Raw genomic sequence first — 26565 nt, 5'->3', positions numbered from 1 at the left:
TTTTGCCGCGCAGCACGCCGAAAACCTGACGTGATGTTTGCAAGTACCAAACCCCAGTTCCTTGCTGGGGTTCTTTTTGTCTGCCGCTTCGCCATGAATAGCGCATTGGTGAAAAAGATGCTTTGATTACTCTTTGGCTTAACGCGCGGATAACGCTGATGAAATCCCTCCCTTACGCTGTTGTGATTCTGCTGTTCCCCGTTGCCGGCGCGGCGCTGGCCGCCAGCAGCACCTGCCCGCCGCTGAGCAAAAACATCACCAGCAGCAACAACTGGATTATGCTGGGTGGCGACGCCAAAGGCGCGGTGCGCCAGGTGGTGGCCGGGGAGTTTGGTAAAGACGTCAACTCGCAGAAGCGCGTGCTCGGGCAGTTTGACCAGTGTGGCGATCTGATGGTGGCTGACATCACCTATGACAAAAGCGAAGGCAACGTGGTGCTGAGCATGGAGCAGCATATCGCGCGCGTGCAGCGCGGCTGGGTGGCTGACTATGCTTATCTGGTTAAAGTGACCCGCGCGGGCAAAGAGGAAGTGGTGGATAACCGGCAGGGCACCATCAGCTGGCAGATGGGGCAACACGGCAACATCATCAGCGCCTCGGATAAATTTACCAGCATGGGAAAAGAGGGCTTTACCGATACCACTTACCGCTACGATAAACACTTCCGGCTGGAAAAAAGTATCGCGCGCGGCAGCGATGCGCTGGCTAACGGCGAGAATACCTGGCGCTGGAATCCGCAGGGGCGGGTGGTGGCATCTACCAGCGCGCGCAGCAAAGAGACCTACAGCTACGATAATCAGTGGCGCGAACTGCGGCTGCACGGCACCTCGACCACGCCGGTCAGCACTTTGCGCTCGGTGGATGAGTGCCAGTTGTGGGACGAGGTGGGCAATTGCACGCTGAGCTATTTGCATGAGACCGAAGTGTTTGCCAAAGGCACCATCGAGCGGCATCTGAGTTCGGCCTACAAATATCAGTACTGGGATCGTCCGGCGACGGACAATTGATGCGCCGTCGCGTATGCTGTTCTGTGCACAACCCGGGAGCCCATCATGACACTGATTATTTCATTCCTTTTCGCCATTACCCTGCTTACGCTGACGCCCGGCTTCGATACCGCGCTGGTGCTGCGTTCGGCGGCTGCGCAGGGCTGGCAGCGTGCCTCGGCGACGGCATTGGGCGTTACGCTCGGCTGTCTGGTGTGGGGCGTGGCGGTCGGGCTGGGCTTAGGCGCGCTGCTGCTGGCTTCGGAAATGGCTTATAACCTGCTGAAAGGCATCGGTGCCGTGTACCTGCTGTATCTCGGCGTCAGACTGCTGCTTAACCCGCGCAGCACGGTGGCCAGCGGGCAGCAGGGGCAAAAGAGGGAAGAGCGCTATCTGACCTGCTTGGCGCGTGGCCTGACCGGTAACCTGCTCAATCCCAAAGTCGGGGTCTTTTACGTCACTTTTCTGCCACAGTTTATCCCGGCCGGCGGTTCGGTGGCGCTGTGGTGCACGCTGATGGCGCTCACCCACATGGTGATTGGCTTAGTGTGGAACGCGGTATTGATTAGCGGCAGCCAGTACTTTGCTGATCATCTGCGCCGTCCGGCAGTGTTAAAAGTGATGGATCGCCTCACCGGCTGCGTGTTTATTGGTTTCGCCGCGAAGCTGGCGCTGTCGCGGCGTTAAGCATTACGGTTTACGCGCCACCAGCACGGCACGCAGCGGGGCGGGATAGCCTTCGGTCGTTTTGCTGCTGTCGTGCGGATCGAGGAACTCCGCCAGCGATTCGCTGGTCATCCAGTCGGTGCGACGCTGCTCTTCCACCGAGGTGATGGCGTAATCGGCGATGCGCACATCAACAAAACCGCACTTCTCCAGCCAGTTTTTCAGCGCCGCCGCAGACGGAATAAAGTAAACGTTGCGCATCTGCGCATAGCGTTCACCCGGTACCAGCACCGCGTTTTCATCGCCTTCAATTACCAGCGTCTCCAGCACCAGTTCACCGTCGCTGACCAGCTGATTTTTCAGCTGCAGCAGATGGTCGAGCGGCGAACGCCGGTGATAGAGCACGCCCATGGAGAACACGGTGTCGAACGCCTGCAGCGCCGGCAGCTGCTCAATGCCCAGTGGCAGCAGATGCGCACGGCGATCGTCACCCAGCAGCTTACGCACCGCTTCGAACTGGCACAGGAACAGCTGCATCGGATCGATACCGACCACCAGCTGCGCGCCGGCACCAATCATGCGCCACATGTGATAACCGCTGCCGCAGCCCACATCCAGCACGGTTCGACCGGCCAGCGAAGAGATATGCGGCAGCACGCGGTCCCACTTCCAGTCGGAGCGCCATTCGGTGTCGATGTCGCAGCCGTAGAGCGAAAACGGCCCTTTGCGCCACGGCATCAGGTTACGCAGCAGCTTTTCGATGCCGGCGCGCTGGCGATCGGTTAACGCGTCATGCTGCGCGCTGACGCTGTGTAGCAGATCGAGCTGCTGCGGCACCAGCAGCGGCAGATTGTCGACCGACTTCTCCCAGTTGCGAAAATGTCCATGCAGGTTTTCACGCTGCCAGGCGGCGACCTGCGCCGGCAACACTTCCAGCCAGCTGGCGAGCGGTCCGGTGGCGATTTGCTGATAAAAACGGCCAAAATCAATCATTTCAACGCCACCAGTGAGCCAAAGTTAAAGCACTGGAACCACAGCTCGGCGTGGGCAAAGCCAGCGCTTTTCAGACGGGCTTTATGCGTTTCCACGCTGTCCGTCAGCATCACGTTCTCCAGCATGCTGCGCTTCTGGCTGATCTCCAGCTCGCTGTAGCCGTTGGCGCGCTTAAAGTCGTGGTGCATGTTGAACAGCAGTTCGCCGACGTCGGCATCTTCAAAGCTGAACTTTTCCGACAGCACCAGCGCACCGCCCGGATTGAGGCCGGCGGCGATTTTCTGCAGCAGCGTCAGGCGCGCGTCCGGCTCAAGGAACTGCAGGGTAAAGTTGAGCACCACCAGTGAGGCGTTTTCGATGTGGACATCGCGGATATCCGCTTCCAGCACCTGCACCGGCGTAGCGGCGCGGAAGGCGTCGATGTGACGGCGGCAGCGTTCCACCATCGCCGGCGAATTATCGACGGCAATAATCTGGCAACCCGGTGCCTGAATATTGCGGCGCACCGCCAGCGTGGCCGCGCCCAGCGAGCAGCCGAGATCGTAAACCTGGCTGTTGGGCTGCACAAAGCGTTCTGCCAGCATTCCAATCATCGAAATGATGTTGGAGTAACCCGGCACCGAGCGCTGAATCATATCGGGAAAGACTTCAGCCACGCGCTCGTCAAAGGTCCAGTCGCCCAGTTTATCGATGGGCGCGGAGAATAGCGTATCGCGGTCAGACATAATGAATTATCCGGAGAGAAAACGGAAAGGGCGCTATTCTGGCAGAAACTGCCGCAGGCTGCACCCGTTTCCCTGCGTTTAGAACAGGCTGGATTGCTGTGGCCAGACGGGCAGCGGGCGCAGCGTCGGCTCCAGCTGTTGCAGCTGCGGCCACAGCGCCTGCAGCAGCGGAAACACCGCGCCCATATCCGGCGTGTGGATGAACAGCAGCGGGTCGCTGTCGTGCTGCCAGTCCGCCAGTTTTTGCTGCCAGACATCAAACAGTGGCAGGCTCTCCTCCACGCTGTCGCTGCCGATAAAGCGCACCATCGGCCGTCCGGCAGTGCGCACCGCGTGCGTCGGCACGCGCGGCTTTTGCGCGCGCGCATGCACGGCGGCCGGGCTGAGCGAGGCAGAGGCGTGCACCGGACGGCTGTCGAGAATCACCCGATTAACCCCGCGCTGATGCAGGCCGCGATTCAGCGCGCGCTCGGCCTCGCCTTTGGCAAAAAAGGCCGCATGGCGCACTTCAACGCCATAGTGAAAACTGCGCGGCAGGCGATCGAGAAATGCCCATAAATCTGTCAGCTGCGCCGGTGAAAAGACGGCGGGCAGCTGCAGCCAGTACTGACCGATGCGCTGGCTGAGCGGATCCAGCAGGCGCAGAAATTCATTCACCAGCTCATCGCAGTTCTTCAGCGCCGCTTTGTGGCTGATGGTGTCAGGAAATTTAAAGCAGAAGCGAAAGGCGTCGTCAGTCATGTCATACCAGCGCTGCACCACTTCCGGTTTGGGCAGCGCGTAAAGCGTGGTGTTGCCTTCGACGCAGCCGAACAGCCGGGCGTAATCCGCCAGGGTTTCGATACCCAATACTTTCCAGTTGGCGTGCTGCCATTGTGGTAATCCAATACGAAGTGTCAAAACTGCTCCTGCCTGCTGTGGCGCGGAAAATGCGCCGTACGTTACCCGGTTTTGCCACGAGCAGGAACCGATCGCGCAGCAAACGCTGACGATTTGTCCGCTTTGCGCGGGATCTGCTTATCCTGCCTGCCATTTTCCATTATAATAGCCGCCTTTTTTGCGGCAGCATCTCAGAAGGTTACGCGGCCTGATGCTGTCTGGCAGCAGCGGCGAAGTTAAAAGGATACGTTATGCGTACAGAATATTGCGGACAGCTCAATCTGTCTCATGTGGGTCAGCAAGTTACACTCTGCGGCTGGGTCAATCGCCGTCGCGATCTCGGCAGCCTGATTTTTATCGATATGCGTGACCGCGAAGGCATCGCGCAGGTGTTTTTCGATGCCGATCATCAGCAGGCTTTCCAGCTGGCGTCTGAACTGCGTAATGAATTCTGTATCCAGATCACCGGTACTGTGCGTGCGCGTGAAGAGAAAAACCGCAACAGCGACATGGCCACCGGTGACATCGAAGTGTTTGCCCATGAGCTGAACATTATCAACCGCGCAGAACCGCTGCCGCTGGATTCTAACCAGACCAACAGCGAAGAAGCGCGTCTGACCTATCGCTACCTCGACCTGCGTCGTCCGGAAATGGCGCAGCGTCTGAAAACCCGTGCCAGAATTACCAGCTTCGTGCGCCGCTTTATGGACGGTGAAGGCTTCCTCGACATCGAAACCCCGATGCTGACCAAAGCCACGCCGGAAGGCGCGCGTGACTACCTGGTGCCGAGCCGGGTGCACAAAGGTAAATTCTACGCGCTGCCACAGTCACCGCAGCTGTTCAAACAGCTGCTGATGATGTCTGGTTTTGATCGCTACTATCAGATCGTCAAATGCTTCCGTGATGAAGACCTGCGCGCAGACCGTCAGCCGGAGTTCACCCAGATCGACGTGGAAACCTCGTTCATGAGCGCCGAGCAGGTGCGCAGCGTGATGGAGCAGATGATCCGTGAACTGTGGCTGGACATCAAAGGCGTCGACCTCGGTGACTTCCCGCAGATGACCTTCGCCGAAGCGATGAACCGTTACGGCTCCGATAAGCCAGACCTGCGTAACCCAATGGAGCTGGTAGACGTTGCTGACCTGCTGAAAAACGTCGAATTCCAGGTGTTCGCCGGCCCGGCAAACGACCCGAAAGGTCGCGTCGCGGCGCTGCGCGTGCCGGGCGGTGCCGCGCTGACGCGTAAGCAAATCGACGAATACGGCAGCTTTGTTGGCATTTACGGTGCCAAAGGTCTGGCGTGGATGAAGATCAATGCGCGCGCCAGCGGTTTCGACGGCGTGCAGAGCCCGGTGGCCAAATTCCTGACACCGGAGATCGTTGAAGCTATTCTGCAGCGTACCGACGCGCAGGACGGCGACCTGATCTTCTTCGGCGCCGACCGTGCCAAAGTGGTGGCGGATGCACTGGGTGCACTGCGCCTGAAAGTGGGCCGTGACCTGCAAATCACCAATGATAAAGCCTGGGCTCCGCTGTGGGTTGTTGACTTCCCGATGTTCGAAGAGGACGACGAGGGCGGCCTGGCGGCGATGCACCATCCGTTTACCTCGCCAAAAGCGCTGACGGCGGAACAGCTGGCGGCCGATCCGACGCAGGCGGTGGCTAACGCCTACGATATGGTGATCAACGGTTATGAAGTGGGCGGCGGTTCGGTGCGTATCCACAGCGGCAATATGCAGCAGACGGTGTTTAGCATTCTGGGCATCAGCGAAGAAGAGCAGCGTGAGAAGTTTGGCTTCCTGCTGGATGCGCTGAAGTTCGGTACCCCGCCGCATGCAGGTCTGGCATTCGGTCTTGACCGTCTGACCATGCTGCTGACCGGCACCGACAATATCCGCGATGTGATTGCGTTCCCGAAAACCACCGCGGCGGCCTGTCTGATGACCGAAGCGCCAAGCGAAGCTAACCCGGCGGCGCTGGCGGACCTCGGTATCCAGATCGCGCCGAAGAAAGTCACTCCAGAGACGAAATAATGGGCTATAAACACCCGGTATCGGTGCTGGTGGTGATTTTTGCGCAAGATACCGGCCGGGTGTTAATGCTGCAGCGGCGCGATGACCCCAGCTTCTGGCAGTCGGTTACCGGCAGCCTGGAGCCGGGCGAAACGCCGGCGCAAACGGCGCAGCGCGAAGTGGCTGAAGAGCTGGCGATTGATATCGCCGCAGAGGGGCTGGTGCTGGAAGATTGCCACAAACAGATTGAGTTTGAGATCTTTCCGCACTATCGCCATCGCTATGCGCCGGGCATTACGCATAACCGGGAACACTGGTTCCGGCTGGCGCTGCCCGCTGAACGCCAGCCACTGCTGAGCGAGCACCTCGCCGCACAGTGGCTGACACCGGCCGCCGCCGCCGCATTAACCCGCTCGTGGAGTAATCGTCAGGCAATCGACGAATTTATCTGAATGCCCGCCACCGCGCGTTTTTCCGGTGGTTTTATCGTTAAATTACAGACATACGGTGTAAGTCGAAAGATTTGCACCGCTAAAATAGAACAGTCAGGCGTCATCGGCGCAGCAAGGTTGTTCACCGCTAACGCATAGCAACCGGAGCGTACATGAGTACGTGAGGATTGCGCGCACTGCCGGGGAACAAGATTGCCAGCAAGATAGCCTGCACCCTGTTAAAGATCGGAGAATATGTAAGATGGCAGGACATAGTAAATGGGCGAATACAAAGCACCGCAAAGCGGCTCAGGACGCTAAGCGCGGTAAAATCTTCACCAAAATCATTCGCGAGCTGGTCACAGCGGCCAAGCTGGGCGGTGGCGATGCCGGCTCCAACCCGCGTCTGCGCGCAGCGATGGACAAAGCCCTGTCCAACAACATGACGCGTGACACCATGAACCGTGCTATCGCGCGCGGCGTCGGCGGTGAAGATGACAGCAACATGGAAACCATCATCTATGAAGGTTACGGTCCGGGCGGCTCTGCGGTCATGGTGGAGTGTCTGAGCGATAACCGTAACCGTACCGTGGGCGAAGTGCGTCACGCCTTCAGCAAAACCGGCGGTAACCTCGGCACCGACGGTTCGGTCTCTTACCTGTTCAGCAAGAAAGGCGTGATCTCCTTCGCGCCAGGCCAGGACGAAGATGCCGTGATGGAAGCGGCGCTGGAAGCGGGTGCAGAGGACGTCGTGAGCTATGACGATGGCGCGATTGACGTCTTTACCGCGTGGGAAGAGCTGGGCAGCGTGCGCGATGCACTGGAAGCCACCGGTCTGAAAGCCGACAGTGCTGAAGTGTCGATGATTCCATCAACCAAAGCGGAACTGGATGCCGAGACGGCACCTAAACTGCTGCGTCTGATCGACATGCTGGAAGATTGTGATGATGTGCAGGAAGTTTACCATAACGGTGAAATTTCTGATGAGGTAGCGGAAACGCTGTAATGGCGTTACGCAAAATCCTGCAATACGGAGACGCGCTATGGCGATAATACTCGGGATTGACCCCGGCTCGCGCGTCACCGGCTACGGTGTCATCCGCCAGACCGGCCGCCAGCTCAGCTATCTGGGCAGCGGCTGTATCCGCACTAACGTCACCGATCTGCCTTCCCGCCTCAAACTGATTTACGCTGGCGTCAGCGAAATCATCACCCAGTTCGCGCCGGATTACTTCGCCATTGAGCAGGTGTTTATGGCGAAGAACGCGGATTCGGCGCTCAAGCTGGGGCAGGCGCGTGGCGCGGCAATTGTCGCAGCAGTCAATCTTGAGCTGCCGGTGTTTGAGTATGCGGCCCGTCAGGTGAAGCAGACGGTAACCGGCATCGGTAGCGCGGAAAAAAGCCAGGTGCAGCACATGGTGCGCACGCTGCTCAAACTGCCGGCCAATCCGCAGGCGGATGCCGCCGATGCGCTGGCCATCGCCATCACCCATTGCCACGTCAGCCAGAATGCGGCGCGCATGAGCGACAGCAAACTGGTGCTGACGCGCGGACGTTTGCGATCCGGTTAGCAAAAGCGTGGCCATTCAATAGGCTGGATATGCATCCAGCCTTTTTTATGATATACATAGCCGACATTTTACCTCCAGCAGGCGCGCGGTTGAGCGCGGTGTGGCAGGAGGCCGATGATTCAGACGCTTACACATACACTAAGGAATTGCTCAGGTGATTGGTCGTTTACGAGGCATTATTCTGGAAAAACAGCCGCCGCTGGTGCTGATTGAGGCGCACGGTGTGGGTTACGAAGTGCACCTGCCAATGACCTGCTTTTACGAGCTGCCAGACATCAACCAGGAAGCTATTATCTTCACCCAGTTTGTGGTGCGGGAAGATGCGCAGCTGCTCTTCGGGTTTAACAGTAAGCAGGAGCGGGCGCTGTTCCGTGAGCTGATCAAAGTCAACGGCGTCGGGCCCAAACTGGCGCTGGCGATTCTTTCCGGCATGTCAGCGCAGCAGTTTGTCACGGCGGTGGAGCGCGAAGAGATCGCCTCGCTGGTGAAGCTGCCGGGCGTGGGCAAGAAAACCGCTGAGCGTCTGGTGGTTGAGATGAAAGATCGCTTCAAAGGCATGCACGGCGACCTGTTTGGCGGCGACTCGGCGTTTACCCTGACCACACCGTCGGCTCAGCAGGATAACAACGACGCCGAGGCTGAAGCAGTTGCGGCGCTGGTAGCGCTGGGTTATAAACCGCAGGAAGCCAGCCGTATGGTCAGCAAGGTTGGCAAACCAGAAGCGGATTGTGAAACCCTGATTCGCGAAGCCCTGCGCGCTGCTATTTGAGGTAATGCATGATTGAAGCCGACCGCCTGGTCTCGGGCAGTTCTTTCACTGAGGAAGAGAGCCTTGACCGCGCTATTCGCCCCAAACTGCTGACGGAATATGTCGGGCAGCCGCAGGTGCGCGAGCAGATGGAGATTTTCATCCAGGCCGCCAAACTGCGCGGCGATGCGCTGGACCACCTGCTGATCTTTGGTCCGCCCGGGCTGGGTAAAACCACGCTGGCCAACATCGTAGCTAATGAGATGGGCGTCAATCTGCGCACCACGTCCGGTCCGGTGCTGGAAAAGGCCGGTGACCTGGCAGCGATGCTCACCAACCTTGAACCGCACGACGTCTTGTTTATCGATGAAATTCATCGCCTGTCGCCGGTAGTGGAAGAGGTGCTGTATCCGGCGATGGAAGATTATCAGCTGGATATCATGATCGGCGACGGACCCGCAGCGCGCTCGATCAAACTGGATTTGCCGCCGTTTACCCTGATTGGTGCCACCACCCGCGCAGGCTCGCTCACCTCACCGCTGCGCGATCGCTTTGGGATTGTGCAGCGTCTGGAGTTCTACAATGTGCCGGATCTGCAGCACATCGTCGGACGCAGCGCCGCCTGCCTGGGGCTGACGCTGAGCGAAGAGGGCGCGCTGGAAGTGGCGCGTCGCGCGCGCGGTACGCCGCGTATCGCCAACCGCCTGCTGCGCCGTGTACGTGACTTCGCCGAAGTGCGCGCCAGCGGCAACATGAGCGGCGAAGTGGCCGCCAGCGCGCTGGATATGCTCAATGTGGACAATCAGGGCTTCGACTATATGGACCGCAAGCTGCTGCTGGCGATCATCGACAAGTTCATGGGCGGTCCGGTGGGGCTGGATAATCTGGCGGCGGCGATTGGTGAGGAGCGTGAAACCATTGAGGACGTTATCGAACCCTTCCTGATCCAGCAGGGCTTTATTCAGCGCACACCGCGCGGCCGGATGGCCACGCAGCACGCCTATAAGCATTTCGGCATCAGCCGCGAAGAGTAACCGGCGTCACGCCGCCGGTTTTTTTGCCATGCTGATAATGAACAGTACCGCAGCACACAGCACCACCGACGGACCGGCCGGGGTGTCGTAGCTGGCAGATAAGGTCAGGCCACCGGTGACGGCAATGATGCCGATGAGCACCGCAAAGCCGGCCATCTGTTCTGGCGAACGCGAGAAGCGTCGTGCCGTGGCGGCCGGAATGATCAGCAGTGAAGTAATGATCAGCGCGCCAACAAATTTCATCGCCACACCAATGGTCAGCGCGGTTACCAGCATCAGCATCAGGCGGGTACGCTGAATGTTTACGCCGTCTACCTGCGCCAGCTCCGGACTGATGGTCATCGACAGCAGCGAACGCCATTGCCACGCCATCACCACCAGCACGATTGCTACGCCGCCCGCCATCAGCGACAAATCATCCGGGGTGATCGCCAGCAAATCGCCAAACAGGTAGGCCATTAAATCAACGCGCACGCCCTGCATCAGACTGACCACCACCAGACCCAGCGAAAGCGCGCTGTGCGCCATAATCCCTAACAGCGTGTCGATCGCCAGATGCGGGCGTCGCTCCAGCCACACCAGCCCGAGCGCCAGGCAGACGGTGACCAGAATCACCGCATAATAGGGATTCACGTTGAGCAGCAGACCAAACGCCACGCCGAGCAGAGAGGCGTGAGCGAGAGTATCGCCAAAATAGGACATGCGGCGCCAGACGACAAAAGAGCCGAGCGGACCGGCCGCCAGGGCCAGCAATACGCCGCCCAGCCAGCCGGGTAATAACAGTTCAATCATGACGGGCCGTTTCCTTTGCGCAGAACAATGCGTCCCTGTAAATCGTGACGGTGATTATGGTGATGGCGGTAGATCGCCAACTGCTGTGCGCCGCGCGGACCAAACATGGCGATAAATTCCGGATGCTGCGAGACGGCTTCCGGCGTGCCGGAACAGCAGATGTGATGGTTGAGGCACAGCACTTCGTCGGTCTTTGCCATCACCAGATGCAGGTCGTGCGACACCATCAGCACGCCGCAGTTGAGCTCGCGTCGCAGTTGATCGATCAAATCGTAGAGCGCCACCTGGCCGTTCACATCCACGCCCTGCGTCGGTTCGTCCAGTACCAGCAGCTGCGGCTGGTTGAGCAGGGCGCGCGCCAGCAGCACGCGCTGCGTTTCGCCACCAGACAGTTTTTGCAGCGGTGACTGCAACAGATGGCCGGCCTGAACCCGCTTCAGCGCCGGCAAAATATCATCACGGCGACTGCCGCGCGTCAGACGCATAAAGCGCTCAACGCTGATCGGCAGCGTCGGATCGATGTGCAGCTTTTGCGGCACATAGCCAATACGCAGCCCCGGCGCGCGGCGGACGCTGCCGCTGTCTGGCGTGAGCAGGCCGAGTACCGTGCGCACCAGCGTGGACTTGCCGGCTCCGTTGGGACCCAGCAGGGTGAGAATTTTGCCCGGCTGCAGCGACAGGCTGATGCCTGCCAGCACCGCGCGCTGGCCAAACTTCACCGAAATGTTTTCGAGTGTAACAAGTGACGACATGATATTTACGGGTTGCATTGGATTTCGAATGTTATAATATCACATTCCATCACCTGGTCACGATGGAATGACGCATTATGTTACACAATAAAAAGCGCCTGGCTTTTACCCTTTCTGCGGCGACATTAAGCCTCGCCACCACGTTTTCCGCGCAGTCTGCGGTGGTGGCTTCAATTAAGCCTCTCGGATTTATCGCAGCCGCCATTGCCGATGGCATTACGCCGGTTGAAGTATTGCTGCCGGACGGTGCCTCAGAGCACGATTACGCCTTACGGCCATCCGATGTAAAACGTATTAAAAACGCTGACTTAGTGGTATGGACCGGTCCGGAAATGGAAGCCTTTCTGACGAAGTCCGCCGGGGAGTTACCGGCCAGTAAAAACCTCGAAATTGCCGCCTTGCCTGGCGTAAAACCGCTATTGATTAGCGGCGGTGAAGATGAGGACGAACATGAGCACGGTCACGATCACGACCATGACTCAGACAATTCTGAGAACCAGGACCCGTCTCATACTCATCATCACCACGGCGAGTTTAATATGCACCTGTGGATGTCGCCGGAGATTGCGAAACAATCTGCTGTTGCAATCCACGGAAAATTATTGGAACTTATGCCGCAAAGCAAAGCCAAACTTGACGCCAACCTGCAGCAGTTTGAGGCACAATTGGCGGACACAGACAAACGGATTGGCGCACAACTCGCGCCGGTACGGAACAAGGGTTATTTCGTTTTTCACGACGCTTACAGCTACTTTGAGAAACATTACGGTTTATCACCATTAGGTCATTTTACCGTCAATCCTGAGATCCAGCCGGGCGCCCAGCGTTTACATCAAATACGAACACAGTTGGTTGAGCAGAAAGCAGTCTGTGTTTTTGCTGAACCACAATTCAGGCCGGCGGTCATCGATGCCGTGTCTCGCGGAACCAGCGTGCGTAAAGGCACCCTCGACCCGTTAGGCATGGGAATCAGCTTAACCAAAGACAGCTACGTGAAATTCCTCTCACAGCTGTCAAGCCAGTATGCGAGCTGCCTGAATGGAGCATAGAGGAATAGGTAAAAGTGCAGCAGATAGCCCGCTCTGTCGCCCTCGCATTTAATAATTTGCCGCGCCCCCACCGCGTTATGCTGGGGTCACTCACCGTTGTTACACTGGCCGTCGCTGTCTGGCGGCCTTACGTCTATCATCCCCGCGATGTTGCGCCCATCGTGAAAGACATCACGCTGGACAAAAACGAGCTGCGCACGCTGCTGCCGGAAGCCAGTGAACCGATCGATCAAACCACGGCGGAACCGGAAGACGAGATCCCGTCGGATGACATCGACAAAGACGTGCCGGTCAATCCCGATCAGCATGACTACACCGTTTCCTCGGGCGATACGCTGAGCAGCGCGCTTAATCAGTACGGTATCGATCTCGGTGACATCAACGCGCTGGTCAGCAGCGATAAGAGTTTGCGTAATCTGCGCGTGGGACAGCAGCTGAGCTGGACGCTGGATGCCGATGGCGCGCTGCAGGACTTCACCTGGGAGATCGATCGGCGTGAAACCCGCACCTATGCGCGTCAGCCGAACGGCAGCTTTAAGATGCAGCAGGAGATGCAGAAGGGTGAATGGCAGAACAGCGTCCTGAAAGGCGAAGTGCGCGGCAGTTTTGCCGCCAGCGCCCAGCGCGCCGGCCTGACCAGCGCCGAAACCAGCAGCGTGATTAAAGCCATGCAGTGGCAGATGGATTTCCGCAAACTGCGCGCCGGCGATGACTTTAGCGTACTGATGTCGCGTGAGATGCTGGACGGCAAGAGTGCGCAGAGCCAGCTGCTCGGCGTGCGCCTGCGCACCGGCGGTAAAGATTACTACGCATTCCGCGCGGAAGACGGCAAGTTCTACGACCGCAACGGCTCCGGTCTTGCGCGAGGCTTCATGCGCTTCCCGACGGTGAAACAGTACCGCGTCTCGTCAAACTTCAATCCGCGCCGCCTCAATCCGGTGACCGGGCGCATTGCGCCGCACAAAGGCGTCGATTTTGCGCTGCCAATTGGTACGCCTGTACTGGCCGTCGGCGATGGCGAAGTGGTGATCGCGAAAAACGGCGGAGCCGCCGGTAACTACGTCGCGATCCGTCACGGTCGCCAGTACATGACCCGCTACATGCACCTGAGCAAAGCGCTGGTGAAACCGGGACAGAAAGTGAAACGCGGCGATCGCATCGCGCTTTCCGGTAACACCGGTCGCTCCACCGGACCGCATCTGCATTATGAAGTGTGGATCAACAACCAGGCGGTCAACCCGCTGACGGCGAAGCTGCCGCGCATGGAAGGGCTGACCGGCAAAGATCGCAGCACCTATCTGGCGCAGGTGAAGAGTTATCTGCCACAGCTGACGCTGAAATAACGTTAATTTCCGGGCAAACGCGCAAAAACCGACGGATTCTTCGTCGGTTTTTTGCTATCTGGCCGGTGAAGATTGCAAAATTACCTGCCGTCACTATTATTGAGCCGTCATTGTCAGAGGCGAGTGCATGGAAACCCGAAAAAAAAATAACAGTGAGTTTATTCCCGTTTTTCAACGTTCTTTTTTAAAGCCGAAATACTGGGGCAGCTGGCTGGCGATTGGTGCGCTGGCCGGTATGGCGATGCTGCCGGCCAGGGTGCGCGATCCGGTGCTGGGCGGGCTGGGTAAGTTTGCCGGCAAGCTGGCGAAAAGTGCGCGCCGCCGTGCGCTGATTAATCTCTACTATTGCCTGCCGGAGCTCAGCGAAGCGCAGCGCGAAGAGATTGCTGATCGTATGTTTGCCACCGCACCGCAGGCGATGGTGATGATGGCCGAGCTGGGGATGCGTAATCCTGAACGCGTGCGCCAGCGCGTTGAGTGGCACGGCCGCGAGATCATCACGGCGCTGCAGGAGAATCATGAGAACGTGATTTTCCTCGTGCCGCACGGCTGGGGCGTGGATATTCCGGCGATGCTGCTGGCTTCGGAAGGCCAGATGATGGCGGCGATGTTCCATAATCAAAGCGATCCGCTGATGGATTATATCTGGAACACCGTTCGTCGCCGTTTCGGCGGCCGCATGCACGCGCGCAACGACGGCATCAAACCGTTTATCGCCTCGGTGCGTCAGGGGTATTACGGCTACTATCTGCCGGATCAGGACCACGGTGCTGAGCACAGCGAGTTTGTCGATTTCTTTGCTACCTATAAAGCGACATTGCCGGCGGTCGGGCGTCTGATGAAAGTATGCCGCGCGCGCGTCGTGCCGCTGTTCCCGGTGTATAACAGCGCGACGCACAAACTGGAGATTTATGTGCGCCCGCCGATGGACGATTTGCTGGATGCCGATGACACCACGCTGGCGCGGCGCATGAACGAAGAGGTGGAAATCTTCGTGCGCCCGCATCCGGAGCAGTATACGTGGATTCTCAAACTGCTGAAGACGCGCAAAGAAGGGGATATTGAGCCTTACGCGCGTAAGGATTTGTACCCGCGTAAATAGCTAACGCGTGCTGAACCGTGCCGCCCGGCACGGTTCGTCATCACTCATTCAACGCTTGTCAGGCGACTGCGCCGCTTGCGCTCGCGCAGGAACAGCGTCACCAGGCCAAACCACAACACGCCGGCGACGAAGTTGATCGCGCTGAACCACGGCGTACCGCCGCTGAAATAACCGCTTTTTGCCACTTCAATCGCTGCCGCCAGCGTCAGAATGCTGATCATCCCCAGCATGGCGGCGATGCTGCCTTTACCTTCGCTGCTGGAATAGAGCGTCAACCGGTACAGCCCGGCGTTGACCATCCCGGCACCAAACGCATACAGGCTAAGGCCGGCGGTGAGCAGCAGGTAACTGTGGCTGTTGAGCAGGTTCGCCACCAGCGCGATGCTCAGGCCGAGCAGAATCGGCCAGGCGGCAAATTTTACCGGTTGCTCGATGGCCACGCGTCCCGCCAGTTTACCCAGCGTCAGGTTACCGGCGATCATCGCCAGAAACACCGGTAATTGCAGCAATGCATACTGCAGGCGGGATAAGCCCTCTTCATGCATCAGAATCACCGGCGACAGCGCCACCCAGGTAAGAATCGGGATGAACACCAGGCCGATGGCGAAGGAGCCGTACATCACCTGCTTATCGCGTGCCAGCCGTCCGTAGCCGCGCGCCAGGTTCGGTAACGCAATGGAGTGGCTGCGATCGCCGGCGGTTTCCGGCATGATGCGCCACAGCACCACAAACGCCAGCAGGCTGCAAATCGCAAACAGCCAGAACATGCTGCGCCATTCGCCCACCGTTAGCCAGGCGGCACCGGCCAGCGGACCCGCCAGCGGTGCCAGCAGCGCCACGTTAGCCATCAGCGCCATCATGCGCACAGCTAACGCTTCGTCAAACGCCTCCTGCACTGCGGCATAGCTTACTGCGCCAATGAAGCACAGGCTGATGCCCTGGATAAAACGCAGCGTAACGAACTGCTCGATGTTGCTCACCCAGGTGGTGAGAACACAGGCGGCGGCAAAGAACAGAATGCCGAACAGCAACACCGGACGTCGGCCATATTTATCCGACAGCGGACCGAGCAGCCACTGCAGCACCACGCCGCCCATCAGATAGGCAGTGAGTGAGGTGGATACCCATTCCGGGCCGACGTTAAACTCGGCGGTGACCAGCAGCATGCCAGGCTGAATCATGTCATGGGCGATGTAGGTCGCGAACTCAAACAGCACCAGCGCGAGCGGAAACAGCAGCACACGCCCGGTGAGTTGACTGATGGGTTGACAGCGGGCCATCTGGCCTCCTTGTCAGTGAAAAATAAAACGCGACTGCCAGGCAGTCGCGTTTGTCCATGTTGTTACAGCCGCTGTCAGGAGGTGCGTAAAACTCAGTCTACGCGCAGGACACGGCTGGTGTTGGTGGTGCCGGTGGTCGCCATCACGTCGCCCTGGGTGACAATCACCAGATCGCCGGAGACGAGGAACCCTTTGTCGCGCAGCAGATTAACCGCATCGTGCGCGGCGGCGACACCATCGTTGTTGCTGTCAAAGAACACCGGCGTCACGCCACGGTACAGCGCGGTCAGGTTCAGGGTACGTTCATGACGTGACATTGCGAAGATCGGCAGACCCGAAGTGATGCGTGACGTCATCAGTGCGGTACGGCCAGATTCGGTCATGGTAATGATGGCCGACACGCCCTGCAAATGGTTAGCGGCGTACATCGCCGACATGGCAATCGCTTCTTCGATATTGTCGAACTGCACGTCCAGGCGGTGTTTGGAAACGTTCACGCTTGGAATTTTTTCCGCGCCGAGACACACCTTCGCCATTGCCGACACGGTTTCCGCCGGATACTGACCGGCCGCCGTTTCCGCCGACAGCATCACCGCATCGGTGCCGTCCAGCACGGCGTTTGCCACATCCATCACTTCCGCACGGGTCGGCATTGGATTAGTGATCATCGACTCCATCATCTGGGTAGCCGTAATGATGGTGCGATTCAGCTGACGTGCACGACGAATCAATGCTTTCTGAATGCCCACCAGCTCCGGATCGCCAATTTCCACGCCGAGATCGCCACGCGCCACCATCACCACGTCGGAGGCGAGGATGATGTCATCCATCGCTTCCTGCGTTGCCACCGCTTCGGCGCGCTCCACTTTTGCCACCAGTTTGGCATCGCAGCCGGCATCGCGTGCCAGACGGCGCGCGTAGTTCATGTCTTCGCCGTTACGCGGGAAGGAGACCGCCAGATAGTCGACGCCAATTTTCGCCGCGGTAATGATATCCAGCTTATCTTTTTCGGTCAGCGCTTCAGCCGACAGGCCGCCGCCGAGCTTGTTGATGCCTTTATTGTTGGAGAGCGGGCCGCCGACAGTCACTTCGGTGAACACTTTTACACCCTGAACTTCCAGCACCTTCAGCTGCACACGACCGTCGTCCAGCAGCAGGATATCGCCCGGAACCACATCTTCCGGCAGGCCTTTATAGTCGATACCGACTTTCTCTTTGTCGCCTTCGCCTTTGCTCAGGTTGGCATCCAGCAGGAAGCGGTCACCGACATTAAGGAAAACTTTGCCTTCTTTGAAGGTTGATACGCGAATTTTAGGGCCTTGCAGATCGCCAAGAATGGCGACGTGGCGACCGAGTTTGGCCGCAATCTGCCGCACTTTATCGGCGCGCAGTTGATGATCTTCCGGGGTGCCGTGGGAGAAATTGAGTCGCACAACGTTAACGCCCGCCGCGATGATTTTTTCGAGGTTGTTGTCGCGATCGGTGGCGGGGCCGAGGGTTGTAACGATCTTGGTTCTTCTGAGACGTCTGGACATGAAGGACTCCGTTGACAAAGTATCGTGTCGATCACAAGTGACACGCAATGGTCACTCATTCTATATGATCGAGGGGCTGTGATTCGACTCACATTGTGAATGTGATGTTAATTATTTTGCTGTGCACGTGATTCCGGTGCCGGCTTTTCAAGGCGCGATGCTTTTAGTGCCTCTTTTACCCGTTTGAGATTCTCGCGGAAAGCGGTACCGCGCTCCAGGGTAAAACCGGTTGCCAGCACGTCAACCACGGTGAGCTGCGCCAGGCGGGAAACCATCGGCAGATAGATGTCGGTATCTTCCGGTACATCCAGCGTCAGCGCCAGCGTGGCTTCATCTGCCAGCGGCGATCCGGGCGAGGTGATAGCCAGCACGGTGGAAGCGTTTACACGCGCCAGGCGAGCCAGTTCTATCATATTTTTGGTGCGGCCAGTATGCGATATCAGAACAAACACGTCATTTGGTCCACTATTTATGCAACTCATGCGCTGGATCACAATATCCTCGGACCAGATGACCGGCAGATTGAAACGCAGAAATTTATTGGTGGCATCATGCGCCACTACCGCCGAGGCGCCAAGACCAAAGAAGGCCACTTTATGCGCCTGTGACAATGCCTGCACAGCCTGAGCCACCACTTGCATATCCAGCTGCTGACGCACGCGGCTGAGTCCCGCCAGCGCGGAATCAAAAATCTTGTGGCTGTAGCGTTCTACGCTGTCATTTTCTTCGACATCGCGACTGACCCAGCTCGGTCCTTTAGCCAGACTCTGTGCCAGCTGCAGCTTGAAATCGGGAAAGCCGCGTGTGCCCATGCGGTGACAGAAGCGGTTCACCGTCGGTTCGCTGACCTGCGCCGCCTGTGCCAGCGTGGCAATGCTCGAGTGTATCGCCTGCTGCGGCGCGGCCAGAATCTGTTCTGCCACTTTGCGTTCTGATTTGCTCAGCGCGGCCAGCTGCGCCTGTATTTGATCCAGCATGTTGTTAACCCGATGACCATCAATCACTTTTTTGCGTTCACCCGTGCGTGAAATCGCTGCCAATTATGCGGAATATACCGTGTAATAGCCTGACGTACGCAGCGGCGGACAAATGTAACCGCGCTTTTTTTGTCATACTTTGATCGCTGCCGGGTTTTCGCCCGACAAACATCGAAACAGAAAAAGGCGCGTTAGCGCACTTCGCAACACGTTAAATGCGCCCCGGCGGTGCAGGATTATCACCTGTAACCGACCGCAGCCGGGTTGTCCTGGCGCGGTGAAAAAAGTACATTGTGCTGTAAGAAAATTACAATAAGGACCCGGCAGGATGAGGACGCTCAGGCCGGGTATATCCTGCAACGAGGAGAGGAAAATGGCGGTAACACAAACAGCCCAGGCATGCGATCTGGTGATTTTCGGTGCCAAAGGCGATCTTGCACGCCGGAAACTGTTGCCTTCACTGTATCAGCTGGAGAAAGCCGGTCAGATTCACGATACCACGCGCATTATTGGCGTGGGTCGCGCGGAGTGGGACAAAGAGGCCTACACCAAAGTGGTGCGTGAAGCGCTGGAAACCTTCATGAAGGAGAAGATTGACGAAGCGCTGTGGGACAAACTCAGCGGCCGTCTCGACTTCTGCAACCTCGACGTTAACGACACCTCGCACTTCTCGAAACTGGGCAAGATGCTGGATCAGAAAAACCGCGTCACCATCAACTACTTTGCCATGCCGCCGAGCACCTTTGGCGCCATCTGTGAAGGACTGGGCGCCGCTAAACTCAACGCCAAACCGGCACGCGTGGTGATGGAGAAGCCGCTCGGCACCTCGCTGGAGACCTCGCAGGAGATCAACGACAGCGTCGGTAAATTCTTCGATGAAAGCCAGGTGTTCCGTATCGACCATTATCTTGGTAAAGAGACGGTGCTCAACCTGCTGGCACTGCGTTTTGCCAACTCGATTTTCGTCAATAACTGGGACAACCGCACCATTGACCACGTGCAGATTACCGTGGCGGAAGAGGTGGGTATCGAAGGCCGCTGGGGTTACTTCGACAAAGCCGGCCAGATGCGTGACATGATCCAGAACCACCTGTTGCAGATCCTGACCATGATCGCCATGTCGCCGCCGTCCGATCTCAGTGCTGACGCGATTCGTGATGAGAAGGTGAAAGTGCTGCGCTCGCTGCGCCGCATCGACCAGACCAACGTGCGCGAGAAAACCGTACGCGGTCAGTACACTGCCGGTTTTGTGCAGGGCAAAAAAGTGCCGGGCTACCTGGAAGAAGAGGGAGCTAACAAGCAGAGCAGCACCGAAACCTTCGTCGCCATCCGCGTGGATATCGATAACTGGCGCTGGGCGGGCGTGCCTTTCTACCTGCGCACCGGTAAGCGTCTGCCGACCAAGTGCTCAGAAGTGGTGGTGTACTTCAAAAACCCGGAAATGAACCTGTTTAAGGACTCTTACGCCGAGCTGCCGCAGAACAAGCTGACGATTCGTCTGCAGCCGGATGAGGGCGTGGATATTGAGATCCTCAACAAGGTGCCGGGTCTCGATCACAAGCACAAGCTGCAGACCACCAAGCTGGATCTGAGCTACTCCGAAACCTTCAATCAGTCGCATCTGGCGGATGCCTACGAGCGTCTGCTGCTGGAAACCATGCGCGGCATTCAGGCACTGTTTGTGCGCCGCGATGAAGTTGAAGCGGCGTGGACCTATGTCGATTCGATTATTGAAGCGTGGAATGCGGATGGCGACGCCTCCAAACCGTATCAGGCCGGCACCTGGGGCCCGGTGGCGTCGGTAGCGATGATCACCCGCGACGGCCGTTCATGGAACGAGTTTGAATAACCGCTCCTGCATCGCTGACTGAGAAGTTTATGATAACGCCCCTGCGCTCTTTGCCAGGGGCGTTTTGTTTTAAGCCAGCAAGGGTTTAGCCATGGTCGCCATGAATGGCGACTCTGCAGACGGATGCGGAATGATGCGCACCAGGCAATCATTCGAAAATGAACCGCGGTTTCAAAAATTGATGATATCCAATAGACGTCCGTCCGGCCGATCTTGTATGGTAGGGCTCTCTTTCTGACAGCGTGAACGCGCGTTGAGCTGTCTCTCCTGAGGAAACGTAATGAAGAACTGGAAAACGAGTGCGGAACAGATCCTGACTACCGGCCCGGTTGTGCCGGTGATTGTCATCAACAAGCTGGAACATGCGGTGCCGATGGCCAAAGCGCTGGTCGCAGGTGGCGTACGCGTGCTGGAAGTGACGCTGCGCACGCCGGTGGCGATGGATGCGCTGCGGGCAATGATCAAAGAAGTTCCGGAAGCGATTGTGGGTGCCGGCACGGTGATCAATACCCAGCAGCTGAAAGAAGTGACCGACGCCGGTGCGCAGTTTGTCATTAGCCCGGGGCTCACTGAGCCACTGCTCAAGGCGGCGGTGGAAGGTCCGGTGCCGCTGATTCCAGGCATCAGCACCGTGTCGGAACTGATGGTCGGCATGGATTATGGTTTGCGCGAGTTCAAGTTCTTCCCGGCAGAGGCTAACGGTGGCGTCAAAGCGCTGGCGGCGATTGGTGGTCCATTCCCGCAGGTGCGTTTTTGCCCGACCGGCGGCATTTCACCGGCCAACTATCGTGACTATCTGGCGCTGAAAAGCGTGCTGTGTATCGGCGGTTCGTGGCTGGTGCCAAACGATGCGCTGGAGAGCGGCGACTGGGATCGCATTACGCAGCTGGCGCGTGAGGCAGTGGCAGGTGCGGCTTCACCCCACTGATCGCGAATAGCGCTGCCGCGTAACTGCAACGCGGCAGCGGTCAATTTTTGCAGGTGGTGATGGCGCTGCGTCACCACCCGGTCAATCAGCCCTGAACCTGCACGGCTGCGGCGCTGGCAATGGCGCGGGCCACGGCATCATCGGTGCTGTCACCGGTCGCCAGCGCGACACCCAGACGGCGCTGCCCCGCGATTTCCGGCTTACCAAACAGGCGCAGCTGCAAACCGGCGCCAAGTGCGGCTTCCACATTCACAAACTGCACGTTGTGGCTATCGAGCTGAGGCAGGATCACCGCCGACGCTGCCGGTCCATACTGGCGAATGCCGCCAATCGGCAGGCCGAGGAAGGCGCGCACGTGCAGCGCGAACTCAGAGAGATCCTGCGAAATCAGCGTCACCATACCGGTATCGTGCGGACGCGGAGAGACTTCGCTGAACACCACCTCGTCGCCGCACACAAACAGCTCCACGCCAAACAGGCCGTAACCGCCGAGCGCTTTCACCACGTTAGCGGCGATGTCCTGCGCGCGCTGCAGGGCCAGTTCGCTCATCTGCTGTGGCTGCCAGGATTCACGATAATCACCGTCTTCCTGACGATGGCCAATTGGCGCGCAGAAGTGGATGCCGTCAACCGCGCTGATGGTCAGCAGGGTGATTTCAAAATCGAACTTCACGACGCCCTCGACGATCACCCGGCCCGCGCCTGCGCGTCCGCCTTGCTGCGCATAATCCCAGGCGTGATCCAGCTGGCTGGCTTCGCGAATGAAGCTCTGGCCTTTACCGGAGGAGCTCATTACCGGTTTCACGATGCAGGGAAAACCGATCTCGTGCGCGGCCGCGACGAAACGCGCTTTGCTATCCGCAAACTGATAGGTTGAGGTCGGTAACGCCAGCTCTTCTGCCGCCAGACGGCGAATGCCTTCGCGGTTCATGGTCAGACGTGCAGCACGGGCCGTCGGCACCACTTTTTGCCCCTGCGCTTCCAGCTCCAGCAGTTTTTCGGTGGCGATGGCTTCAATTTCCGGCACCACAAAGTGGGGCTGCTCCTGCGCAATCAGCGCCGCCAGTGCGTCACCGTCCAGCATGTTAATGACGTGGCTGCGATGCGCAACGTGCATCGCCGGGGCATCGGCATAACGATCGACGGCGATCACTTCCACCCCGAGACGCTGACACTCCAGCGCCACCTCTTTGCCCAATTCACCTGAACCTAACAGCATGACACGCGTTGCGGCAGGACGCAGCGCGGTTCCGAGAGTCGTCATAATTTCACCTTAGCAGTCTAATTGCGCGCGCAGTATAAACGAAAACGTTTGCGTACTCACGCATTGCGCACGTCCGGCTTTGCCATACTTTGCCGGCTCTGACGTTAACTGACACAGCGTGCGGCAGCATAGTGAGCGGAAACTTAAACAGGAGTTAAACGATGAGTAACTGGCTGCAGCAAATTCAATCGGTTCTGGCAAAGAAGGGCGGTGACGGCAAATCAGGCGGCCTGAGCGATATGCTGGCCCCCGGCGCGCTGGGTGGCCTGGCGGGTTTACTGGTTGCCAGCAAATCGTCGCGCAAGCTGTTAACCCAATACGGCGGCACCGCGCTGCTGGTCGGCGGCGGGGCGGCGGCAGGCGCGGTGCTGTGGAATAAATACAAGCAGCGCGTGCGGGAAACCCATCAGGATGAGCCTGCGTTTGGCCAGCTGCAGACGCCGCTCGACCAGCGCGCGGAGCGACTGGTTACCGCGCTGGTGTTTGCTGCAAAAAGCGACGGGCACATTGACGATCGCGAGCGCACGGCCATCGAGCAGAATATCCATCAGGCCGGTTACGGGGCGCAGGCGGAAGCGCTGATTCAGCAGGCAATGAACCGTCCGCTCGATCCGCAGTGGCTGGCCGCCGACGTGAAAAACGAAGAGGAAGCGCTGGAGCTCTATTTCCTTAGCTGTGCGGCGATCGATGTCGATCATTTCATGGAACGCAGTTACCTCTCCGCGCTCGGTGATGCGCTGAAAATCCCGCAGGACGTGCGCGACGGTATTCAGCGCGACATCGCGGCGGAAAAAGCGGCCTGAGTCACGCCGGAGGCGGTTTCGGCGGCCTCCGGTTACACTTCGCGTGCGTTTCCGGCTTGGCTTCCTCTGCCAGAAGTGCCACGCTTGCAGGATGTCGTCTTTCAGGGAGAAACTCTGTAATGAATCAGCCGCAAGCGAAAAAAATCCCCCACCACATGACGTTACACGGCGAAACACGCACCGACAACTATTTCTGGCTGCGTGATGATGACCGGCGAAACCCCGAGGTACTGGCTTATCTGGAGGCGGAAAACCGCTACGGTAAAGCGATGATGGCTTCTCAGGATGCGCTGCAGGATCGGGTACTGAAAGAGATCATCGATCGGCTGCCGGCGCAGGACCATTCGGTACCGTACGTTAAACGCGGCTACCGCTATCAAAGCCGTTACGAAGCCGGCAATGAGTACGCGGCCTATTTCCGCCAGCCGGTAGATGCACCCGCCGACCAGCCGTGGCAACTGCTGCTGGATGGCAACCAGCGTGCGGCACACAGTGATTTTTACACCATGGGCACGCTGGATATCAGCCCGGATAACCAGGTGATGGCGCTGGCGGAAGATTTTTTATCGCGCCGCCAGTACGGCATCCGCTTTCGTAATCTCAACAGCGGCAGCTGGTATCCGGAGGTGCTGCGCGACGCGTCCTCCAGCGAGGCGTGGGCCAACGACTCACGCACCCTCTACTACGTACGCAAGCATCCGAAAACGCTGCTGGCTTATCAGGTGTGGCGTCACGAACTGGGGCATCCGCAGTCGGAAGATCAGCTGGTGTATGAAGAGCAGGATGAGTCTTTCCACCTCAGCGTGCATAAAACTACCTCGGAACACTTCATCCTGATCGCGCTGTTCAGCACAACCACCAGTGAAATTCTGCTGATTGACGCGGAATATCCGGACGCACAGCCGCAGGTGTTTTGTCCGCGGCGGCGCGATCATGAATACAGCATCGATCACTACGATCACCAGTTCTTCATTCGCTCCAACCGCGACGGCAAAAATTTCGGCCTGTACCGCAGCGCGTGGCTCGCAGAAGATCGCTGGCAAACCCTGATTCCGCCGCGCGACCATGTGGTGATGGAAGATTTCCAGCTGTTTCGTAACTGGCTGGTGGTCGAAGAGCGCCAGCGCGGAGTAAATACCCTGCGCCAGATTAACTGGGCCAGCGGTGAGAGCTACGGTATTGCCTTTGACGATCCGGCCTATGTCACTTGGCTGGCCTACAACCCCACGCCGGAAAGTGACACGCTGCGCTACGGCTACTCGTCGATGACGACGCCGACTACGCTGTTCGAACTGAACATGGAGACCGGCGAGCGGCGCATTCTCAAGCAAACCCCGGTGCCGGGCTTTGACTCTGCCGACTACAAAAGTGAACACCTGTGGATCACGGTGCGCGACGGCACGGAAGTGCCGGTCTCACTGGTTTATCACCGCAAACACTTTCAGCGCGGCGCCAATCCGCTGCTGGCGTACGGCTACGGCGCCTATGGCAGCAGCATGGAGGCCAGTTTCGGCACCAGCCGCATCAGTTTGCTGGAGCGCGGTTTCATCTACGCGATTATCCACGTGCGCGGCGGCGGCGAGCTGGGCCAGCAGTGGTATGACGATGGCCGGCTGCAACATAAAATGAACAGCTTCACCGACTTCATTGATGTTACCGAAGCGCTGGTGGCGAAAGGTTACGGTAACCCGCAGCAGCTGTATGCCATGGGCGGCAGTGCCGGAGGCTTACTGATGGGCGGCGTGCTGAATATGGCGCCGCAGCTGTTTCACGGCGTGATCGCTCAGGTGCCGTTTGTCGATGTGGTCACGACCATGCTCGATCCGTCGATTCCGCTGACCACCGGTGAATATGATGAGTGGGGCAATCCGGAGCAGGCGGAATTCTATCGCTACATCCGCCAGTACAGCCCGTATGACAACGTGACGGCGCAGGCGTATCCGCACCTGCTGGTGACCACCGGGCTGCACGATTCGCAGGTACAGTACTGGGAGCCGGCGAAGTGGGTGGCAAAGCTGCGTGAGCTGCGCACCAACGATGCGCTGCTGTTACTCTGCACCGATATGGATTCCGGCCACGGCGGCAAATCAGGACGTTATAAATCCTATGAAGGCGTGGCGCAGGAGTTCACTTTCCTGATCGCCCTGGCGCAGGGCACGCTGCCGCCGCGCAGCGATTACTGAGTGTCCTTAACGTATTTGCGCAGCGTCTGCCGCAGCGGCGCGCGCAAATCACGTACGTTTTCCAGCACCCAGCGCAAATAGCCCGGATCTTTACGCGCGATGCTGCCGATGCTCTGACCACGATACTTACCAAACGGGAACACCTCGTCGCTGACCGGCGCCGGCTGGCAGCGACTCACCATCTCGCTGGCGCTCCAGCCGGAGGTTTCCATAATGCGGATCAGCAGCGCGGCGGTGACGTAGCAATCGTACAGCGCGCGGTGCGCGTGCAGATCATCCGGCGGCGACACCTCAAGTTTCAGGCTGTGGCGCAGCGCCTGATTACCGTATTTAATGCCCGGCCACAGCTGGCGCGCCAGCGTCATGGTGCAGATCCATTCGCCCGGCATCGTCGGCAGCATGCGCCGGTCAAAGCTGGCGTTATGCGCCACATAGTGCGGGCTACCGTGATAGCGGCCAATCGCCTCTTCGATGGTCGGTTTGCCTACCACCATGGCTTCAGTGATGCGGTGCACCGCCATCGCCTGACGACTGATGGGCCGATCCGGGCAGATCAGATCGCTCATCGGATTGACGATTTGGCCGTCAATGACATCCACTGACGCCACTTCCACCACGCCGCCCTGCAGGCCACAGGTTTCCGTATCGATTACGCGTAACATA

Annotated in this window: 25 protein-coding genes; 15 read left to right on the top strand and 10 right to left on the bottom strand. The window is 58.5% G+C overall.

Annotated features, from left to right (window positions below):
* Window positions 1–158: 158 nt before the first annotated feature.
* Window positions 159–1007 (top strand): hypothetical protein, encoded by an 849-nt coding sequence (locus tag F3J36_RS05005; protein ID WP_166719057.1) that lies wholly within the window; start codon window positions 159–161, stop codon window positions 1005–1007.
* A gap of 45 nt (window positions 1008–1052) precedes the next feature.
* The gene (locus F3J36_RS05000) at window positions 1053–1673 is read left to right on the top strand and encodes a LysE family translocator (RefSeq protein ID WP_166719056.1); all 621 of its coding nucleotides are present in this window, start codon (window positions 1053–1055) and stop codon (window positions 1671–1673) included.
* Window positions 1674–1676: 3 nt separating this feature from the next.
* Here the strand turns inward: F3J36_RS05000 and cmoB are convergent, their stop codons facing one another.
* The 3 genes from cmoB to F3J36_RS04985 form a co-directional block, all read right to left on the bottom strand.
* Entirely contained in the window at window positions 1677–2645 is a 969-nt protein-coding gene (gene cmoB / locus F3J36_RS04995; protein WP_166719055.1) for a tRNA 5-methoxyuridine(34)/uridine 5-oxyacetic acid(34) synthase CmoB, read from the bottom strand.
* Window positions 2642–3370 carry a carboxy-S-adenosyl-L-methionine synthase CmoA gene (gene cmoA, locus F3J36_RS04990; RefSeq protein ID WP_021509963.1) on the bottom strand — a complete coding sequence of 243 codons (729 nt, stop codon included), beginning with the start codon at window positions 3368–3370 and terminating at the stop codon, window positions 2642–2644. The genes cmoB and cmoA overlap by 4 nt, the downstream gene beginning before the upstream one ends.
* A 78-nt stretch (window positions 3371–3448) precedes the next feature.
* Window positions 3449–4270 carry a DUF72 domain-containing protein gene (locus tag F3J36_RS04985; protein ID WP_166719054.1) on the bottom strand — a complete coding sequence of 274 codons (822 nt, stop codon included), beginning with the start codon at window positions 4268–4270 and terminating at the stop codon, window positions 3449–3451.
* Window positions 4271–4500: 230 nt separating this feature from the next.
* Here F3J36_RS04985 and aspS point away from each other — a divergent pair, with 230 nt between their 5' ends.
* The 6 genes from aspS to ruvB all read left to right on the top strand — a co-directional run bounded on the left by aspS (window position 4501) and on the right by ruvB (window position 10045).
* Window positions 4501–6282 carry an aspartate--tRNA ligase gene (aspS, locus tag F3J36_RS04980; RefSeq protein WP_150360578.1) on the top strand — a complete coding sequence of 594 codons (1782 nt, stop codon included), beginning with the start codon at window positions 4501–4503 and terminating at the stop codon, window positions 6280–6282.
* Window positions 6282–6713, top strand: a complete 432-nt coding sequence (nudB, locus tag F3J36_RS04975; protein ID WP_058771222.1) for a dihydroneopterin triphosphate diphosphatase — start codon at window positions 6282–6284, stop codon at window positions 6711–6713. Before aspS ends, nudB begins: the two co-directional genes overlap by 1 nt.
* Window positions 6714–6954: 241 nt before the next feature.
* Complete coding sequence (locus F3J36_RS04970) at window positions 6955–7698, top strand: YebC/PmpR family DNA-binding transcriptional regulator (RefSeq protein ID WP_021509967.1); 744 nt, start codon at window positions 6955–6957, stop codon at window positions 7696–7698.
* Between the two features lie 37 nt (window positions 7699–7735).
* Complete coding sequence (gene ruvC, locus F3J36_RS04965; RefSeq protein ID WP_166719053.1) at window positions 7736–8263, top strand: crossover junction endodeoxyribonuclease RuvC; 528 nt, start codon at window positions 7736–7738, stop codon at window positions 8261–8263.
* A 154-nt stretch (window positions 8264–8417) separates the two neighbouring features.
* Window positions 8418–9032 (top strand): Holliday junction branch migration protein RuvA, encoded by a 615-nt coding sequence (gene ruvA, locus F3J36_RS04960; protein ID WP_166719052.1) that lies wholly within the window; start codon window positions 8418–8420, stop codon window positions 9030–9032.
* Window positions 9033–9040: 8 nt separating this feature from the next.
* The gene (gene ruvB / locus F3J36_RS04955; RefSeq protein ID WP_021509970.1) at window positions 9041–10045 is read left to right on the top strand and encodes a Holliday junction branch migration DNA helicase RuvB; all 1005 of its coding nucleotides are present in this window, start codon (window positions 9041–9043) and stop codon (window positions 10043–10045) included.
* A gap of 6 nt (window positions 10046–10051) precedes the next feature.
* Here the strand turns inward: ruvB and znuB are convergent, their stop codons facing one another.
* Together znuB and znuC are read right to left on the bottom strand one after the other, a co-directional pair.
* Window positions 10052–10837 (bottom strand): zinc ABC transporter permease subunit ZnuB, encoded by a 786-nt coding sequence (znuB, locus tag F3J36_RS04950; RefSeq protein WP_166719051.1) that lies wholly within the window; start codon window positions 10835–10837, stop codon window positions 10052–10054.
* Window positions 10834–11589 carry a zinc ABC transporter ATP-binding protein ZnuC gene (znuC, locus tag F3J36_RS04945; RefSeq protein WP_058774752.1) on the bottom strand — a complete coding sequence of 252 codons (756 nt, stop codon included), beginning with the start codon at window positions 11587–11589 and terminating at the stop codon, window positions 10834–10836. Before znuC ends, znuB begins: the two co-directional genes overlap by 4 nt.
* A gap of 77 nt (window positions 11590–11666) precedes the next feature.
* On the opposite strand from znuC, the gene znuA reads away from it, so the two are divergent.
* The 3 genes from znuA to lpxM all read left to right on the top strand — a co-directional run bounded on the left by znuA (window position 11667) and on the right by lpxM (window position 15083).
* The gene (znuA, locus tag F3J36_RS04940) at window positions 11667–12638 is read left to right on the top strand and encodes a zinc ABC transporter substrate-binding protein ZnuA (protein WP_058757511.1); all 972 of its coding nucleotides are present in this window, start codon (window positions 11667–11669) and stop codon (window positions 12636–12638) included.
* A gap of 14 nt (window positions 12639–12652) precedes the next feature.
* Complete coding sequence (gene mepM / locus F3J36_RS04935; protein WP_031280193.1) at window positions 12653–13981, top strand: murein DD-endopeptidase MepM; 1329 nt, start codon at window positions 12653–12655, stop codon at window positions 13979–13981.
* A gap of 127 nt (window positions 13982–14108) precedes the next feature.
* Complete coding sequence (lpxM, locus tag F3J36_RS04930; protein WP_058757512.1) at window positions 14109–15083, top strand: lauroyl-Kdo(2)-lipid IV(A) myristoyltransferase; 975 nt, start codon at window positions 14109–14111, stop codon at window positions 15081–15083.
* Between the two features lie 44 nt (window positions 15084–15127).
* On the opposite strand, the gene F3J36_RS04925 is transcribed toward lpxM, so the two are convergent.
* The 3 genes from F3J36_RS04925 to F3J36_RS04915 form a co-directional block, all read right to left on the bottom strand.
* Window positions 15128–16363, bottom strand: coding sequence for an MFS transporter (locus tag F3J36_RS04925; protein WP_166719050.1), 1236 nt, complete (start codon window positions 16361–16363; stop codon window positions 15128–15130).
* Between the two features lie 92 nt (window positions 16364–16455).
* Window positions 16456–17898, bottom strand: a complete 1443-nt coding sequence (gene pyk, locus F3J36_RS04920; RefSeq protein WP_166719049.1) for a pyruvate kinase — start codon at window positions 17896–17898, stop codon at window positions 16456–16458.
* A gap of 107 nt (window positions 17899–18005) precedes the next feature.
* Entirely contained in the window at window positions 18006–18875 is an 870-nt protein-coding gene (locus F3J36_RS04915) for a MurR/RpiR family transcriptional regulator (protein ID WP_166719048.1), read from the bottom strand.
* Between the two features lie 373 nt (window positions 18876–19248).
* Here F3J36_RS04915 and zwf point away from each other — a divergent pair, with 373 nt between their 5' ends.
* Both zwf and F3J36_RS04905 read left to right on the top strand, forming a co-directional pair.
* Complete coding sequence (gene zwf / locus F3J36_RS04910) at window positions 19249–20724, top strand: glucose-6-phosphate dehydrogenase (RefSeq protein WP_021509979.1); 1476 nt, start codon at window positions 19249–19251, stop codon at window positions 20722–20724.
* 280 nt (window positions 20725–21004) lie between these two features.
* Window positions 21005–21652, top strand: coding sequence for a bifunctional 4-hydroxy-2-oxoglutarate aldolase/2-dehydro-3-deoxy-phosphogluconate aldolase (locus tag F3J36_RS04905; RefSeq protein ID WP_166719047.1), 648 nt, complete (start codon window positions 21005–21007; stop codon window positions 21650–21652).
* Between the two features lie 85 nt (window positions 21653–21737).
* Here F3J36_RS04905 and purT read toward each other — a convergent pair whose 3' ends face one another.
* Entirely contained in the window at window positions 21738–22916 is a 1179-nt protein-coding gene (purT, locus tag F3J36_RS04900; RefSeq protein WP_031280195.1) for a formate-dependent phosphoribosylglycinamide formyltransferase, read from the bottom strand.
* A 161-nt stretch (window positions 22917–23077) separates the two neighbouring features.
* Between purT and F3J36_RS04895 the strand changes: the two genes are divergently transcribed.
* Together F3J36_RS04895 and F3J36_RS04890 are read left to right on the top strand one after the other, a co-directional pair.
* Window positions 23078–23719, top strand: coding sequence for a tellurite resistance TerB family protein (locus F3J36_RS04895; protein ID WP_166719046.1), 642 nt, complete (start codon window positions 23078–23080; stop codon window positions 23717–23719).
* A gap of 119 nt (window positions 23720–23838) precedes the next feature.
* The gene (locus F3J36_RS04890) at window positions 23839–25902 is read left to right on the top strand and encodes a prolyl oligopeptidase family serine peptidase (protein WP_166719045.1); all 2064 of its coding nucleotides are present in this window, start codon (window positions 23839–23841) and stop codon (window positions 25900–25902) included.
* On the opposite strand, the gene exoX is transcribed toward F3J36_RS04890, so the two are convergent.
* Window positions 25896–26564 carry an exodeoxyribonuclease X gene (gene exoX, locus F3J36_RS04885; RefSeq protein ID WP_021509985.1) on the bottom strand — a complete coding sequence of 223 codons (669 nt, stop codon included), beginning with the start codon at window positions 26562–26564 and terminating at the stop codon, window positions 25896–25898. The two genes, F3J36_RS04890 and exoX, sit on opposite strands and share 7 nt — an antisense overlap.
* Window position 26565: the final 1 nt, after the last annotated feature.

It is taken from the genome of Pantoea sp. Cy-640 (assembly GCF_011752635.1).
Taxonomy (GTDB): domain Bacteria; phylum Pseudomonadota; class Gammaproteobacteria; order Enterobacterales; family Enterobacteriaceae; genus Pantoea; species Pantoea dispersa.
Note: the sequence above shows the minus strand (reverse complement) of the source record. Positions and strands in the feature narration are given on the sequence as shown.

Bases quoted from the DNA above. Each gene is read 5' to 3' on its own strand.
- purT (WP_031280195.1), bottom strand. From the start codon at position 22,916: ATGACGACTCTCGGAACCGCGCTGCGTCCTGCCGCAACGCGTGTCATG.
- F3J36_RS05005 (WP_166719057.1), top strand. From the start codon at position 159: ATGAAATCCCTCCCTTACGCTGTTGTGATTCTGCTGTTCCCCGTTGCC.
- F3J36_RS04915 (WP_166719048.1), bottom strand. From the start codon at position 18,875: ATGCTGGATCAAATACAGGCGCAGCTGGCCGCGCTGAGCAAATCAGAA.
- F3J36_RS04905 (WP_166719047.1), top strand. From the start codon at position 21,005: ATGAAGAACTGGAAAACGAGTGCGGAACAGATCCTGACTACCGGCCCG.
- nudB (WP_058771222.1), top strand. From the start codon at position 6,282: ATGGGCTATAAACACCCGGTATCGGTGCTGGTGGTGATTTTTGCGCAA.
- ruvB (WP_021509970.1), top strand. From the start codon at position 9,041: ATGATTGAAGCCGACCGCCTGGTCTCGGGCAGTTCTTTCACTGAGGAA.
- F3J36_RS04970 (WP_021509967.1), top strand. From the start codon at position 6,955: ATGGCAGGACATAGTAAATGGGCGAATACAAAGCACCGCAAAGCGGCT.
- exoX (WP_021509985.1), bottom strand. From the start codon at position 26,564: ATGTTACGCGTAATCGATACGGAAACCTGTGGCCTGCAGGGCGGCGTG.
- zwf (WP_021509979.1), top strand. From the start codon at position 19,249: ATGGCGGTAACACAAACAGCCCAGGCATGCGATCTGGTGATTTTCGGT.
- cmoB (WP_166719055.1), bottom strand. From the start codon at position 2,645: ATGATTGATTTTGGCCGTTTTTATCAGCAAATCGCCACCGGACCGCTC.
- F3J36_RS05000 (WP_166719056.1), top strand. From the start codon at position 1,053: ATGACACTGATTATTTCATTCCTTTTCGCCATTACCCTGCTTACGCTG.
- F3J36_RS04895 (WP_166719046.1), top strand. From the start codon at position 23,078: ATGAGTAACTGGCTGCAGCAAATTCAATCGGTTCTGGCAAAGAAGGGC.
- cmoA (WP_021509963.1), bottom strand. From the start codon at position 3,370: ATGTCTGACCGCGATACGCTATTCTCCGCGCCCATCGATAAACTGGGC.
- lpxM (WP_058757512.1), top strand. From the start codon at position 14,109: ATGGAAACCCGAAAAAAAAATAACAGTGAGTTTATTCCCGTTTTTCAA.
- ruvC (WP_166719053.1), top strand. From the start codon at position 7,736: ATGGCGATAATACTCGGGATTGACCCCGGCTCGCGCGTCACCGGCTAC.
- znuC (WP_058774752.1), bottom strand. From the start codon at position 11,589: ATGTCGTCACTTGTTACACTCGAAAACATTTCGGTGAAGTTTGGCCAG.
- aspS (WP_150360578.1), top strand. From the start codon at position 4,501: ATGCGTACAGAATATTGCGGACAGCTCAATCTGTCTCATGTGGGTCAG.
- pyk (WP_166719049.1), bottom strand. From the start codon at position 17,898: ATGTCCAGACGTCTCAGAAGAACCAAGATCGTTACAACCCTCGGCCCC.
- znuA (WP_058757511.1), top strand. From the start codon at position 11,667: ATGTTACACAATAAAAAGCGCCTGGCTTTTACCCTTTCTGCGGCGACA.
- znuB (WP_166719051.1), bottom strand. From the start codon at position 10,837: ATGATTGAACTGTTATTACCCGGCTGGCTGGGCGGCGTATTGCTGGCC.
- F3J36_RS04890 (WP_166719045.1), top strand. From the start codon at position 23,839: ATGAATCAGCCGCAAGCGAAAAAAATCCCCCACCACATGACGTTACAC.
- F3J36_RS04925 (WP_166719050.1), bottom strand. From the start codon at position 16,363: ATGGCCCGCTGTCAACCCATCAGTCAACTCACCGGGCGTGTGCTGCTG.